Genomic DNA, 13,066 nt, shown 5'->3' with positions numbered 1-13,066 from the left:
CTGCGCGGCGAGCGTGGCTCGCACGCTCGGCGTGGTCGACTACTGGATGTGGCCTTCTTCGCGAAGCTGCTGTGCGTCGTCGGACTCGTAGCGCCAGACGACCTCGGCCTTCTCGTCTTGCCAGTCCCACGGCTCGGCGATGACGATGTCGCCCTCCTTGACCCACGTTCGGAAGCGCATTCGGCCGGGGATACGGCCCATTCGCTCTTCGCCGTCGGCACAGCGCAGTGTCACGCGTCGCCCGCCGAGCATCTCGGTGACGGTGGCGAACACCTGGTTGTCGTCCGGCATCCTCAGCGGCTTTCGGTTCGGAGAGTCGTCGCTCATACGTTCTGGTTGGTGATGGAGTGGGATAAGTACGTGTATTCGGGGAGCAGTCGCCCCGCTCGACACGACGTGAGGGGCCCGGAGACGCTGCGTGGTCCCTCCACATCTGGCTTTAAGCTGATTGCGAGCGATTATCCCCCCGGGAATATGCATCGACAGACCGGTCACCCTCTTGGAGGGTCCCCCCGCGTACCGAGGTCCGGCTGAACGTTCGAGACTGAACGGCTCGAACGCCCGACGGACCGCCGACGCGGTGCGGGCGATCGAGTAGGCCGTGCACAGCCCAGAGACACGCAATCATGCAACCACAACAGAACACCGGCACCCTCGGAGACTACTTCACCGTCCTGTCGGACGGGCACCGGCGTCGACTGCTCGTGGCGTTGATGCAGTCGAACCCGCGTGACGAGTCAGAACTCCACTCGGAGAGCGTCGTCGACGAGTTGACCGACGAGGACGACCAGTTCCTCCGCCACCGACTCCACCACGTACACCTGCCGAAACTCAACGCTGCAGGGTTCATCAGCTGGGACCGGGAACGAGACGTGATCACGCGCGGACCGCGGTTCGACGAGATCCGGCCTCTCCTCCGACTCATGGAGCGACACGCCGACGAACTCCCGGACGACTGGCCGTGATCCCCGGCGCCGCGAACGGCTCGCGACGATTGTCGTCCTGACCGAAGCGGAGTTGACCGCCCCCAAAGTGCGACTTCTCGAATAGCTCTCAAACGCTCTCGATACCCACGCGCCCCCGTGTTCGTCTCTGTCGGTGGGAACCCGGAGACGGGCAACACGAACGCTGGCTGGCTCCTCGTCGAACTGCGCAAGCAGATGGTCAACTACGACAAGGAGGAGTACGCGGACGAACTGGAGCGGCGTCGTACGGACACGGAGACCATCGACATCGAGGAACATCGCCCCCCGACGGACTTGGGCACGGAGGTGCCCAATTACTGACGCGTGCCGTTTTGCCACGCGTGCAACTGTCGGGACTATTCGAGTAGGTTTATGGAGTGAATGGGGTCGGAGGGATTTGAACCCCCGATCGACTGATATCTCCGGTCGGCACCTCGGTACTCCAGAGGGTCGTCGTCGCGTCCGATGATCAGTCGGACGCTCGGTATATCAGTCTGGAGTTCGTCACCGGGCGCGTTGCCTCTGGAGTCAGTCGCCATACCGGGCTTGGCCACGACCCCGTGCAGTCGCTCATTCCGCCGAGATACCTAAAGGGATTTCGATCGGATCCGCTTACTCGCGGTCGGTTTCGCCCCACGCGCACTCCTGGCACTTGTAGGCGGTCACGAACTCCGTGACGCTCGGCATGTAGCCCACCGACAGCACGTCGCCCCCACACTCGGGGCAGTCCCGGTCGGCGTCTTCGATCGGTTCGGCGTCCATCACGGAGTCGCCCTCGACGATCTCTGCGAGCCGTTTCGGCGTGACCATCCGTCCTTCGACGACGCGGTTGCTCATGAGGGTCAGTGAACACCGGCGGCGATAAAACGCCGCGGTTGCGCGTCAGTCGGTCGGTAGGCGAGTCACAGCCACGGCGCCCGCGACGGTTCGTCGACACCGTCGGCGGCGCCGTCGTCGGCGTCGTCGTTTGCGCTGCCGGCAGAGTCGACCGGGTCGATACCGGCGGTCGACGCCGTCGGCGTGCTCCCGAACGCGACGCCCGCGTCGGGGTCACGGTCGGCGTCGACGCCGCTCGTTGCCGCCGCCGACGGCGTGTCGTGGTCGACGTCGACCTCGTCGCCGCCGTCGGTGGTAACCGACCCCGCGGCAGTCGGGCCAGCCGACTGGCCGCCGGAGGCGTCGTCGTCGCCTTCGACGAGGTCGTCGCCGCCGTCGCCGGGGTCGTAGGCGAACAGCCCCGTGACGCACAGCACGCCGAGCGCGACGGGTTGTTCCGTCGGGAGCAGGCCCGACACCGACAGTGCCAGCGTGCCCAGCGCGACCGCCGAGCCGAAGCGGAAGCGGTCGATGTCAACGCGCCCGCGGAGGTGGTCGCCCGCCAGTGCGATCGACAGCGCGAACGCGACGCCGACGCCGGCGGCCGCGGCCGCACGGGCGAGCAGGTCGGGGTCGAGCGAGACGACCAACTCGGCGCCGGAGGGCTGGAACGACGCCAGCAGGCCCAGGCCGATGATCGCGCCGGGGCTCGGGAGGTACTCGCCGATCTCTGCGCTGGCGGTCTTGGCCGCGACCGCGAGGATCACCACCGCGGCGAAGCGGTGGAACACGGCGGTGTCGAGGAGACTCTGGATCGTCTCGGCGAGGGCGGCCTCGACCATCGCGACCGGGACGAGGACGGCACCCAACAGGAGGATCGAGATCGCCTTCTCGCGAGGGGTCCCCTCCATCTCCGCGAGGACGACCGCCATCGTGGCGGAGCCACCGAAGATGAGCAGGCCGGTCTCGAGGATGCCGAACGGCACCGTGAGCGCGCCGGCGATGACGAGCGCCGGGAAGATGCCGTCGATCAACGGCAGCGCCATCACGGTCGCCAACAGCCTGGTCGCGCCGCCGACCTGCCGCTCGAGGCGGAGCGCGATGGGGTGTGCTGAGGTACTCACGGCTCAGCGATACGACCCGGCATAACCCTGGACCGGACGGGGATCTGGTGACGACCCGGAGGCGACGGACGCTCGGGTGGAGAACGGGCGTTCCCCTGTAGCCAGCCAGTCGAGTCCGCGTTTGAACGGAATAAATGTCGGGAGTGCAGCGTTGTCGCTCACCCAGCCGACGATACCCGTTGCGATGCGGGACTCGAAGTCCATACAGGTACACTGTGGTAGCCGAGACTTAATCGTTGCGTGGGACATGCCCACACAGTACGGGCGATCTCTCGCGGTTCTTTATATACACGTGCTACGGTTCGTCGGTGTAGTCGCCGTTGCGTCGTCGGACCGTCGGACCGGGTCCGCTCGTCGCGCAAGAATTGCGCCGTCCGAGGCGGTGGCGGGGGTGGATCGCCCGACTACACCATCGACGTGCCCACCGCACCCCGATATCGGGGGGTCGACCCCGCGAAACTGTACACGGACGTGTGTGAATCACTGCCCAGGCGGAGCGATTCTCGGAACGCTTTTGCGGTGTCCGCCGCCACCGTTGATATGGCGAACGACGGTTTCGGCGGTAGTCCGTTCTCACAGAAGCTGGAGGTACCGGAAGCGCTGACGTTCGACGACGTGCTCCTTCGACCCAAGGAGAGTCGAGTCGAGCCAGACGAGGCCGACGTCTCGACGCGCGTGTCCACGAACGTGGCGCTAACCATCCCCGTGCTCTCGGCGGCGATGGACACGGTCACCGAGTCCGAACTCGCGATCGCGATGGCGCGCGAGGGCGGCCTCGGCGTCCTCCACCGGAACATGACCGTCGAGGAGACGGCCGCCGAGGTCGAGCGCGTCAAGCGCGCCGACGAACTCGTGATCCGCCGCGAGAACGTCGTGACGGCCTCGCCCGACCAGCCGGTCAGCGAGGTCGACGCGATGATGGAGTACGAGGGCGTGTCGGGCGCGCCCGTCGTCGACGAGGAAGACCGCGTGCTCGGCATCATCTCCGGCACGGACATCCGCCCGTACCTGGAGGTCGGCGAGTCCGACGCGGTCAGCGAGGCGATGACCGACGAGGTCATCACCGCGCCCGAGGACGTCGATGCGCGCGAGGCGCTCGAACTGATGTACGACCACAAGATCGAACGCGTCCCCGTCGTCGACGACGACAACCACCTCGTCGGCCTCGTGACGATGCAGGGCGTGCTCGCTCGCCGCGAGCACACCGACGCCGCCCGCGACGAGTCCGGGTCGCTGCGCGTCGGCGTCGCCGTCGGCCCGTTCGAGGAGGAGCGCGCCGTCGCCGCCGACGAGGCCGGCGCGGACGTGCTGTTCATCGACTGCGCGCACGCGCACAACCTCAACGTCCTCGACTCCGCGGAGGCGATCAAACAGGAGGTCGAGGCCGACGTCGTCGTAGGCAACATCGGCACGCGCGAGGCCGCCGAGGCCGCCGTCGACTTCGCCGACGGCCTGAAGGTCGGTATCGGGCCGGGCTCGATCTGTACCACCCGCGTCGTCTCCGGCGCCGGGATGCCCCAGATCACCGCGGTCGCGCAGGTGGCCGACGTGGCCGCTCGCGAGGACGTCCCCGTCATCGCCGACGGTGGGATCCGCTACTCCGGCGACGCGATCAAGGCGGTCGCCGCCGGCGCCGACGCCGTCATGCTCGGCTCGTACTTCGCGGGCACCGACGAGGCGCCCGGCCGCGTCATCACGATGAACGGCAAGCGCTACAAGCAGTACCGCGGCATGGGCTCGGTCGGTGCGATGTCCGAGGGTGGCGGCGACCGCTACCTCAAGGACGCCGACGAGGACGAGGACTTCGTCCCCGAGGGCGTCGAGGCCGCGACCCCGTACAAGGGGCCGCTCTCCTCGGAGCTTCACCAACTCGTCGGCGGCATGCGCTCTGGGATGGGCTACGTCGGCGCGGAGACGCTCCCCGGTTTCAAGGAGCGCGCCGAGTTCGTCCGCGTCTCGCAGGCCGGCCAGACCGAGGGCCACCCGCACGACGTGACCATCACCGACGAGGCACCGAACTACAGCCCCGAGTGAGGTGCGCGCCCGAGGCGGCGCGCCCGCCTCGACGCGTCCACCGGGGCCGGTACGCTTTCGATGGGTGCTGACGTACACCACAGGTGGTGGCTGGTGGCCACCGCGGTTCGTGGGGCACCACAGCGGCGTGACGCAAAAACGTCACCCGACCCACACCGTTTTACTCGGTTCCTGACGCATCGCATACGATTAAGTACCCCGCGGCGTCAACAGAGTGCAATGGTCGGACGGCGCCAGAACGACCGGACGCGCCGCGGCGCGACGCGCTCGGACCGCAACACGTCGAAGGGGTATATTGATATGTACCCGTCCGACACACACGTACGAACGGACGGAATCCCCCAGAATGACTGAGGACACCACTGCCGCCGACTCGGCCTCCACCGACGAGCAGCCGGTGGTCCTCGTGGTCGAGGACGAACCCGACCTCGCGGACCTGTACGCCGCGTGGCTCGGCGCCGACTACGACGTTCGAACCGCCTACGGCGGTCACGAGGCGCTCGACGAACTCGACGGCGCCGTCGACGTCATCCTGCTCGACCGCCGGATGCCCGGACTCTCGGGCGACGAGGTGCTCGACGAGGTCCGCGAGCGCGGCGTCGACGCGCGCGTCGCGATGGTGACGGCGGTCGAACCGGACTTCGACATCGTCGCGATGGGGTTCGACGACTACCTCGTCAAGCCCGTCACGCGCGAGTCGCTGCTGGAGACGGTCGAGGGACTGTACGACCGGTCGAAGTACGACACGCGGATGCAGGAGTTCTTCGCAGTCTCCTCGAAGATGGGCGTCTTGGAGTCCGAGAAGGGCCGCGCGGCGTTGGAGGACTCCGACGAGTACCGCGAACTCGAACAGCGCGCGGCGAAACTCCGCGAGGAACTCGACGAGTCCGTCGCCGGCTTCGGTGACGAGGACTTCGAGGGCGCGTTCCGCGACCTCGACGGTGACGACGACGAGGACCTGTTCGACGACGCCGACTTCGACGACCTCTGAGCGGGTCGACGCTCCGAGAACCAGTGCTCCCCAGCGGAGCTGCCGGCTACGACTCGGCCAGGAACCGCTCCAGCCGCGCCATCGCCTCCTTCAGGTCGTCGAGTCCCGTCGCGTACGAGATGCGGATGTGGCCCTCGCCGCCCTCGCCGAAGGCCGTCCCCGGCACCGCGGCGACGCCCTCGGCGTCGAGTAACTCGGTCGCGAACGCGCGAGCGTCGCCGTCGGGCGCGACGTCGGCGACGCGGGGGAACGCGTAGAACGCCCCGCCCGGCTCCGAGACGTCCAACCCAACCTCGCGCAGGCGGGAGACCACGTAGCGGCGGCGGCGGTCGTACTCGCGGCGCATCTGCTCGACGTCGTCGTCACACCGGTCGAGCGCCGCCAGCGCCGCGTGCTGGGCGGTCGTCGGCGCCGACAGCATCGTGTACTGGTGGACCTTCGTCATCGCCGCGACCGCCTCGGGCGGCCCCATCGCGTACCCGAGGCGCAGGCCGGTCATCGCGTACGCCTTCGAGAAGCCGTTGATCACGACCGTCCGCTCGCGCATCCCCGGGCGGGTCGCGACCGACTCGTGGTCGCCGTCGTACGTGAGCGCCGCGTAGATTTCGTCGGCGATGACGAGCAGGTCGTGCTCGCGACAGAAGTCGGCGACCGCGTCCATCTCGTCGGCGTCCATCGTCGCCCCCGTCGGGTTGTTCGGGTAACAGAGCACGAGCACGTCCGCCTCGTCGACGCCGGCGTCGTACAGCGACTCGGGGGTCAGCGCCCAGTCGTCTTCGTGGTGGGTGTGGACCGGGAGTGGGTCGCCGCCGGCGAAGCGGACGCCCGGTTCGTAGGAGACGTACGTCGGCGTCGGCAGCGCGACGGTGTCGCCGGGGTTCACGAACGCGCGGAACGCCAGGTCGACCGCCTCGGAGGCGCCCGTGGTGACGAGAATCTCCTCGTCGGGGTCGTACGACTGACCGTAGCGGGTGACGCGTTCGGCGATGGCTCGCCGGAGCTCCACGGTGCCCCGGTTGGCCGTGTAGCTGGTGCGACCGCGCTCCAAGGAGTCGACCGCCGCCGACCGCGCGGGCCACGGGGCGGTGAAGTCCGGTTCGCCCACACCCAGCGAGATGACGTCGTCGCGCTTCTCGGCGACCTCGAAGAACTCGCGGATGCCGGACGGCGGGACCGAGGCGACGCGGTCGGCGGGCGCGAAGCGGGATCCGCGCCCGCCGTCGGCGCCAGCCTCCGCGTCGGGCGCCTGCTCCGTGCCGCCGTCGGTGCGTCGGTCCCCGCTCATGGCGTCACCGAGAGTCGGTCGTCGTCGTCGCCGTCGGTGAACGTCATCCCGCGTTCCTTGTACGTCTCCATCACGTAGTGAGTGACCGTCTTCGTCACCGCCGGGAGGGGGGCGACCTCCTCGGAGACGAACCGCGACACGTCGCCCATCGACGAGCCAGAGACGTTGACGGCGAAGTCGTAGTCGCCGGACATCAGGCGCAGGGAGTCGACCGCCGACGATTCGGCGATGCGGTGCGCCACGTCGTCGTAGTCGGTTTCGCGGTCGAGTTCGACGTTCACCTCGACGATTGCCGAGACGTGCTCGCGGTCGAGTTCGTCCCAGTCGACGATGGCGGTGTAGCCGCGCAGGGCACCCGACTCCTCGAGGTCGGCAAGCGCTTCCTCGACGGCGGCCTCGTCCAGCCCAGTTTGGCGGGCCAGGTCTGCGGTGGACTCGCGGGCGTCGGCGACGAGCGCGTCGATCAGGGTTCGGGTAGCCTCGTCCATGTGCCCGACTGCGCTCCCCTGGGCAAAGCGGTTTCGCCCGGTGCGATATCCGCGAGCACACCACACGATCCGGTCGGCGGCGACCGGCCGACCCCGGAGACGGCTCGTGTTTCGAACCGCTCATACGGCGGAGTCACCGAGTCGGGGGTATGAACTACCTCGTGTGGGCGGTCGTCGCGATGGGGGCGTACTCCCTGGTCGCACCACTGATGCGTCTGGCTACGGCCGGGCAGGGTGCGATCCCGAGCACGGTCGCCGCGCTCGTCGCGAACACGGTCCTCGTCGTCCTCACGCTCGGCGTCATCGGCGCCACCGGCGAGGGCGTCGTCGAACACTTCGCGGACCCGCGGATGCGCTACGTCCTCGCCGCGGGCCTGTGCCTCGGAGTCGGTATCCTCGCGTACTACCGGGCGCTCTCGGTCGGGCGCGTCTCGGTCGTCGCGCCCATCTTCGCCATGTTCTTCGTCGCCTCCTCGGCCGTCGGCGTCGTCCTCCTCGACGAACCGGTCACCGCGCGGAAACTCCTCGGCGTCGCCTTCGCGGTCGTTGCTGTGATCCTCGTCGCCGGAGAGTGAGATAATTTCGAGTCGAATTCCCCGAATAAAGTTTATCAGACATCGGGACGCACTCGGTTCCGATGCGGCGCTCGGGCCCCGGTCGGAACAAGCGGTCGGCCGCCGACGGCGGCGGCGGCGGTGGTGGAGAGCGACCGCGACGCCTCGCAGACACCGAGCGAGACGGCCCGACCACCGTCCGCCGGCGTCGCCGCCCACCGTCGGCGCCGTTCGGTTCCGCGCTCCCGCTGGGGGTAGCGGTCGCGGTCGTCGTCGCCGTCGCGGCGCGGGCAGTCGGGGTCGCCGCCAACGGCGTGCTCGCGGCCAGTGAGCGGTCGACGCTCGTCGCGCTCGGACTGGTCGACTCGTTGGGGAGTGTCGCCGCCGGGGGAGCGCTCGTCGCACGACTCGCCGGCCTCCTCGCCGTCGTCGGGGCGGGCTACTGCGTCGCGAGCGCGGGCGCCTGGGTGTACCTCCGACGCGGTGACGGCGACGACCGGTCCGGCGTCGGCAGCCGATCGGACTCGCGGTCGCGGTAACGGTTCAAGGGCCTTTTGTACGGCCACGACGAACGTGGCTCCATGACAGACTTCGAGAAGGACGACAGCGTCGTGCTGCACGACGTGCACAGCGAGTTCGACGGCGAGACGGGCACCGTGACGCAGGTCATGGAGACGATGTTCGGCGACGCGACGTACACGGTCAGCTTCGAGGAGGGGCAAGAGCAGGGCGTCCCCGCCGACGCGCTGGAGGCCGCCGAGGCCGACGCGGACGACGACGAGGAGGAGTAATCGCCCCCCGGGGCGACCCATTTTCAACGCGCTTAGGTGTCGACAGCATCAGCGACGCGTATGGTCGAGTTCCCCGACCGCCGTCGGAGCACGGTCGCCCTCCTCCTCGCGGTCGCCATCGTCGCGACCGCCATGCTCGTCCCCGTGCTCTCGGGTCACCTCGCGGTGGCGAACACGAGTCGGGTCGCCGTCACGGCGACCGACGCGACCGTCCTCGACGACGGCGCGCGCGTCGAGGTCACCGTCCGCGTCGACAACCCCACGACCGCCGCAGTCGTCGTGCGGCAACATCCCAGCGAGTCCGGACTGGCGCTGTTCGACGGCGACACCCGCGTGACCGAGTCGCGCGGCGTCGCCGTCTCGGGTGCTCGGGTACCTCCGGGCGGGTCCGCCGACCTGACGCTCACGCTCGACGCCGCCGGTGACCACCACCCGCTGACGAGCGACGACGTGGCGAGCGCGCGACTCGCGGGGTCGCTGCCCATCGAGGTGGTGGGCTACCGGACGGAGGTCGACGTCGGGACCACCGTGGGGGCCGACTCGTGAGTTCGTTGCGCTACCGCGCCTCGCGCGTCGAAATCGTCGCGCTCGGCGTCCTACTGGCGGCGCTCGGCGGTGTCCTCACGTTCGTCTGGGTGCAGGACGCGGTGTACGCGGCGGCGCTGCCGACGCCCGGGTGGCTCCCCGCGGCGCTCACGCTCGTCGCGGGTGTCTCCCTGTCACTGCTGCGCCTGGAACTGCGGAGCGCGACTGGCGTGCTCGTCGTGCTGCTGCCGACCTCGTACGTCTGCTACATGCTGTTGGTCCTGTCGCCGCAACTGCTCGCTGGGTGGGAGTTGAGCACCCTGCTGTTGCTGTTCACCTACGGCGCGGGCGGCCAGGGCTTCCTCGCGTGGCTCGTCACGTTCCCGATGGTGTTCGTCGCCGGCTTCGGTACCCACCTCGTCGTCGACGAGTTGTACGGCGGCTGAGCGACGCCGCCCCGTTCCCTTCGCCGGGGTCACCCCGCCAGACTCACGTCGCCCGCGCCACCGGCGCGCGCCACGCGAGCACCGCGACGGCCCCGACGGCGAGCACGACGCCCGCGACGCCGAGCGCCAGCCCCGGCGAGAAGCGGTCGGAGAGACTACCCCCCGCGAGTTGGAACGGGACGACCGTCAGCCCCGACACCATCGCCAGCGCAGACAGCGTCGTCGCGCGCCCCAGCGAGGCGATCCGGTCGTTGACGTAGTTGGCGGCGAACACCGACGTGGCCTCAGCCAACCCCCGAACGAGGAGGAACGCCGGAAACGCCAGCAACGGGACTGCCCACTGGCCCACGAGCAGCGCCGCCACGACGAACGGGACGGCGAGGAACCACGTCCGGATGCCCACCGTGTCGCGGAGCCACCCGGCGCGCCCGGTCAAGAGCGCCCCCACGAGACTGATCCCGGCGTAGTACCAGCCGAGGAACGGCTCGACGCCGCCGGCGAGGCCCACGACCGTCGCCCCCGCCCCGCCCGCGGCGGCGACCGCCTCGATGCGCGGCTGGAGGAAGATGAACACGAGGTACGTGACCGCCGAGAACAGCACGTAGTAGTACGGGAGGAACGAGCGGAGCCGCGGGTCCTCGAGCGCCGCACGAACCGCGTCGAGCGCGCGCCGCGGAGTGAGCGGGTCGAACGACTCGCCGTCGTCGTCCGGGTCGTCGACGGTGAGCAACACGAGTGCGCCGACGGCGGTGACGACCGCCGCGACGAGGAACGGGAGGGTGAGGTCAAGTCCCGCGAGCCAGCCGCCGACGACGGCGCCGCCCACGCCGACGGCCAGCGCGACGGACTCGCCGCGGCCGCGGACGGCGGCGAAGTCGCCGTCGCCGACCAGCGAGTCGTACAGCCAGGCGTCTTCTGTGCCCGAGCGGAAGGCGTAGCCGACGGACCACAGCACGTACAGCGCCAGCAACGCCGGGAACGTCGTCGCGAACGCGATGCCCGCGAGCGTGGCCGCGATCACACCCGTCCCGACGACCAGGCTGGCGCGCCGGCCGAGTCGGTCTCCGAGATAGCCCGTCGGCACCTCCGCGACGACAGTCGTCACGTTGTAGGCAGCCTCCAGCACCGCTATCTGGGTGAACGACAGGCCGACCGAGACGAAGTAGAGGTACATCACCGGGCGGTACAACTCGACCGCCCGGGTGGCCTTGTAGAGATAGTAGCGGAGGACGGCAGTCGTCATTCGCTCGTCGGTCCCGAGTGCGGCTACGAAAACGAACCGATCCGCCCGAGCGCGAGTCCAACCCTTTTCATCCCGACCCGCCTACAGGCGGGTATCATGGGTTCCGTTCCGTTCCACTACGTCGATCTGCGGGCTTTCTGCTACGCGACCGAAGACGAGAAACGCGTCGAGGACGCCCTCCGCACGTTCCTCCCCGAGGAGTTCGACATCGACCGCGTCGTCAACACCGGCCACCACGGCGACCGCATCGTCGTCTTCTCCGCGCGCGTCGAGCGCGCCGACGACGTGCGCCACGTCCTCTCGCGGCTCTCGGAGTTGGCCGAGTGGGACCGCGTGCTCGCCGAACTCGACGAGCGCGTCGACGACAACAACTCGCTGTTCCTCCGCCTCGACAAGCAGGCGGCGTTCAAAGGCCGCGCCGAGTTGGGGCCGGGGATCACGTTCCGCGCGAAGGTGGAGGCGTACCCCGCCAAGCGCGAGAAGGCGGTGAAGAACGCCCGCGAGACGTTCGAGGAGTTGGCCGAGGAGGCTACCGAGGCGGGCGGCGAGGCTGCCTGAACGGCACCGGATCGGTCGGCGTCGACACCGTCGCTACGGCCACTTGATCGAACAGCCGCGGCTCGGGCCGGGGTCCAACGTCACGTCTTCGCCCGCCAGCACCGCGTCGATGGCGTCCTCGACGTAGTACTCGGTCGCCTCGTCGTCGGGGTTGAGCGCGTCGTCGAGGCGACCGTGGTACGCGAGCGTGAACGTGCCGTCGCCCTCGTTGCGCAGGAGGAACGGGTCGGGCGTGCAGACGGCGCCGTACGCCTCGGCCACCGCGCCGGTCTCGTCGCGGAGGTACGCGTCGTACGCGACCTCGCCGGACTCGACGTACTCGACCATCTTGTCGAAGGAGTCGTCGGGGTACTCGGTCGCGTCGTTGGGGTTGATCCCGACGACCGCGCAGTCGTCGTACTCGGCGGCGATCCGGTTCAGCAGGTCGAACTTCGCCTTCGCGTACGGGCAGTGGTTACAGGTGAACACGACCAACACCGCGTCGGTGTCGAAGTCGGTGAGCGCGTGGGTGTCGCCGTCGGTTCCGGGGAGGTCGAACCCTGGTGCCACGTCCCCGCGTGCGAGGTCGGAGTCGGAGTCGGTCTGGACCATGAGTCGTCGACGATTGGGTCGCGGCGGAGAAAGTCGTTGGGCCGACCGTCGGCCTACCAGTTGTGCCCTCCGATGTCGAGGATCGCCCCACAGCGGGCGCATTCGGACACCTCAAGCGGGTCCTCGAGGGCGGTCGTCACGAGCGGTCGTCCGTCGGACGCTCCACACCGAACACACAGGAAACGACGTTCAAGGGTCACTGCATCACGCCCCCTAGTCGACGCGTGAGGGGATAGCCATGCGTCCCCATCCGGTTAGTTCGAAGTCACCTCCGGCGACGACGTGTCGAACTCATCGGGAGTGGTGTCGACTGTCGCGGGGGCAGTCGTCCTGTGTCAAGCGCGCTTCTGCGGCACGCTCTCGGCGGCAATCGAGTCGTCGCCCGCGGCCCCGGCGGCGGCCACCCACAGTCCCATCGCGACGAAGATGCCTACCATGATGGCGGCCATGCTGTCGAGGTACAGAAGTGGGAAGAAGAACGCGACGACCCCAGCGAGCGCCAACACGACCGGGGCGTTCGATGCGAGAAGCCCGTCTGAGTCAGTCACGGGATAGGATCGGTGGAGAAGTCGGATAGTGCTTCTGCCCAAGAGGACGTGCGAGGATCAGCCAGTCGCAGGTCGCCAGTCGCGTCCCGCAGGTCCCGCGGAATCCG

At 69.0% G+C, this 13,066-nt stretch carries 19 protein-coding genes and 1 tRNA gene; 10 read left to right on the top strand and 10 right to left on the bottom strand.

Annotation, left to right across the window (positions count from 1 at the left end; genetic code table 11):
- Nucleotides 1–39: 39 nt before the first annotated feature.
- Nucleotides 40–327 carry a translation initiation factor eIF-1A gene (eif1A, locus tag P0R32_RS07060; protein WP_276239249.1) on the bottom strand — a complete coding sequence of 96 codons (288 nt, stop codon included), beginning with the start codon at nucleotides 325–327 and terminating at the stop codon, nucleotides 40–42.
- Nucleotides 328–626: 299 nt separating this feature from the next.
- Between eif1A and P0R32_RS07055 the strand changes: the two genes are divergently transcribed.
- Both P0R32_RS07055 and P0R32_RS07050 read left to right on the top strand, forming a co-directional pair.
- Nucleotides 627–965 carry a DUF7344 domain-containing protein gene (locus P0R32_RS07055; protein WP_276239248.1) on the top strand — a complete coding sequence of 113 codons (339 nt, stop codon included), beginning with the start codon at nucleotides 627–629 and terminating at the stop codon, nucleotides 963–965.
- Nucleotides 966–1,082: 117 nt separating this feature from the next.
- Nucleotides 1,083–1,286 carry a hypothetical protein gene (locus tag P0R32_RS07050; protein WP_276239247.1) on the top strand — a complete coding sequence of 68 codons (204 nt, stop codon included), beginning with the start codon at nucleotides 1,083–1,085 and terminating at the stop codon, nucleotides 1,284–1,286.
- 61 nt (nucleotides 1,287–1,347) lie between these two features.
- On the opposite strand, the gene P0R32_RS07045 is transcribed toward P0R32_RS07050, so the two are convergent.
- From P0R32_RS07045 to P0R32_RS07030, 4 genes are all read right to left on the bottom strand, one after another.
- Nucleotides 1,348–1,525: transfer RNA gene (locus P0R32_RS07045), tRNA-Trp, on the bottom strand.
- A 52-nt stretch (nucleotides 1,526–1,577) separates the two neighbouring features.
- Nucleotides 1,578–1,802 (bottom strand): DUF5795 family protein, encoded by a 225-nt coding sequence (locus tag P0R32_RS07040; RefSeq protein WP_276239246.1) that lies wholly within the window; start codon nucleotides 1,800–1,802, stop codon nucleotides 1,578–1,580.
- A gap of 65 nt (nucleotides 1,803–1,867) precedes the next feature.
- The gene (locus P0R32_RS07035) at nucleotides 1,868–2,905 is read right to left on the bottom strand and encodes a DUF5794 domain-containing protein (RefSeq protein ID WP_276239245.1); all 1,038 of its coding nucleotides are present in this window, start codon (nucleotides 2,903–2,905) and stop codon (nucleotides 1,868–1,870) included.
- A 3-nt stretch (nucleotides 2,906–2,908) separates the two neighbouring features.
- Nucleotides 2,909–3,109 carry a hypothetical protein gene (locus tag P0R32_RS07030; RefSeq protein ID WP_276239244.1) on the bottom strand — a complete coding sequence of 67 codons (201 nt, stop codon included), beginning with the start codon at nucleotides 3,107–3,109 and terminating at the stop codon, nucleotides 2,909–2,911.
- A gap of 336 nt (nucleotides 3,110–3,445) precedes the next feature.
- Here P0R32_RS07030 and guaB point away from each other — a divergent pair, with 336 nt between their 5' ends.
- On the top strand, nucleotides 3,446–4,939 hold the full coding sequence (gene guaB, locus P0R32_RS07025; RefSeq protein WP_276239243.1) for an IMP dehydrogenase: 1,494 nt from the start codon (nucleotides 3,446–3,448) through the stop codon (nucleotides 4,937–4,939).
- A 346-nt stretch (nucleotides 4,940–5,285) separates the two neighbouring features.
- On the top strand, nucleotides 5,286–5,930 hold the full coding sequence (locus P0R32_RS07020; protein WP_276239242.1) for a HalX domain-containing protein: 645 nt from the start codon (nucleotides 5,286–5,288) through the stop codon (nucleotides 5,928–5,930).
- Nucleotides 5,931–5,976: 46 nt separating this feature from the next.
- Here the strand turns inward: P0R32_RS07020 and P0R32_RS07015 are convergent, their stop codons facing one another.
- Together P0R32_RS07015 and P0R32_RS07010 are read right to left on the bottom strand one after the other, a co-directional pair.
- Nucleotides 5,977–7,215, bottom strand: coding sequence for a pyridoxal phosphate-dependent aminotransferase (locus P0R32_RS07015; RefSeq protein ID WP_276239241.1), 1,239 nt, complete (start codon nucleotides 7,213–7,215; stop codon nucleotides 5,977–5,979).
- Nucleotides 7,212–7,703 (bottom strand): Lrp/AsnC family transcriptional regulator, encoded by a 492-nt coding sequence (locus tag P0R32_RS07010; RefSeq protein WP_276239240.1) that lies wholly within the window; start codon nucleotides 7,701–7,703, stop codon nucleotides 7,212–7,214. The genes P0R32_RS07015 and P0R32_RS07010 overlap by 4 nt, the downstream gene beginning before the upstream one ends.
- 149 nt (nucleotides 7,704–7,852) lie before the next feature.
- On the opposite strand from P0R32_RS07010, the gene P0R32_RS07005 reads away from it, so the two are divergent.
- The 5 genes from P0R32_RS07005 to P0R32_RS06985 all read left to right on the top strand — a co-directional run bounded on the left by P0R32_RS07005 (nucleotide 7,853) and on the right by P0R32_RS06985 (nucleotide 10,019).
- Nucleotides 7,853–8,278 carry an EamA family transporter gene (locus tag P0R32_RS07005; RefSeq protein ID WP_276239239.1) on the top strand — a complete coding sequence of 142 codons (426 nt, stop codon included), beginning with the start codon at nucleotides 7,853–7,855 and terminating at the stop codon, nucleotides 8,276–8,278.
- Between the two features lie 62 nt (nucleotides 8,279–8,340).
- On the top strand, nucleotides 8,341–8,796 hold the full coding sequence (locus tag P0R32_RS07000) for a hypothetical protein (protein ID WP_276239238.1): 456 nt from the start codon (nucleotides 8,341–8,343) through the stop codon (nucleotides 8,794–8,796).
- Nucleotides 8,797–8,838: 42 nt separating this feature from the next.
- The gene (locus P0R32_RS06995) at nucleotides 8,839–9,048 is read left to right on the top strand and encodes a DUF1918 domain-containing protein (RefSeq protein ID WP_276239237.1); all 210 of its coding nucleotides are present in this window, start codon (nucleotides 8,839–8,841) and stop codon (nucleotides 9,046–9,048) included.
- A 60-nt stretch (nucleotides 9,049–9,108) separates the two neighbouring features.
- Nucleotides 9,109–9,594: a hypothetical protein gene (locus P0R32_RS06990; protein WP_276239236.1), complete on the top strand. Its 486-nt coding sequence runs from the start codon at nucleotides 9,109–9,111 to the stop codon at nucleotides 9,592–9,594.
- Nucleotides 9,591–10,019: a hypothetical protein gene (locus P0R32_RS06985; RefSeq protein WP_276239235.1), complete on the top strand. Its 429-nt coding sequence runs from the start codon at nucleotides 9,591–9,593 to the stop codon at nucleotides 10,017–10,019. Before P0R32_RS06990 ends, P0R32_RS06985 begins: the two co-directional genes overlap by 4 nt.
- Before the next feature lie 43 nt (nucleotides 10,020–10,062).
- Here the strand turns inward: P0R32_RS06985 and P0R32_RS06980 are convergent, their stop codons facing one another.
- Nucleotides 10,063–11,262 carry an MFS transporter gene (locus P0R32_RS06980; protein WP_276239234.1) on the bottom strand — a complete coding sequence of 400 codons (1,200 nt, stop codon included), beginning with the start codon at nucleotides 11,260–11,262 and terminating at the stop codon, nucleotides 10,063–10,065.
- Nucleotides 11,263–11,358: 96 nt separating this feature from the next.
- On the opposite strand from P0R32_RS06980, the gene P0R32_RS06975 reads away from it, so the two are divergent.
- A complete protein-coding gene (locus tag P0R32_RS06975) occupies nucleotides 11,359–11,820 on the top strand; it encodes an RNA-binding protein (protein WP_276239233.1) in 462 nt (153 codons plus the stop codon).
- Nucleotides 11,821–11,853: 33 nt separating this feature from the next.
- Here P0R32_RS06975 and P0R32_RS06970 read toward each other — a convergent pair whose 3' ends face one another.
- Complete coding sequence (locus tag P0R32_RS06970) at nucleotides 11,854–12,411, bottom strand: thioredoxin family protein (protein WP_276239232.1); 558 nt, start codon at nucleotides 12,409–12,411, stop codon at nucleotides 11,854–11,856.
- Between the two features lie 335 nt (nucleotides 12,412–12,746).
- Entirely contained in the window at nucleotides 12,747–12,959 is a 213-nt protein-coding gene (locus P0R32_RS06965) for a hypothetical protein (protein WP_276239231.1), read from the bottom strand.
- Between the last annotated feature and the right edge of the window lie 107 nt (nucleotides 12,960–13,066).

Source organism: Halobaculum marinum (assembly GCF_029338555.1).
Classification (GTDB): Archaea; Halobacteriota; Halobacteria; order Halobacteriales; family Haloferacaceae; genus Halobaculum; species Halobaculum marinum.
This window is presented reverse-complemented; position numbering and strand designations above follow the sequence as displayed.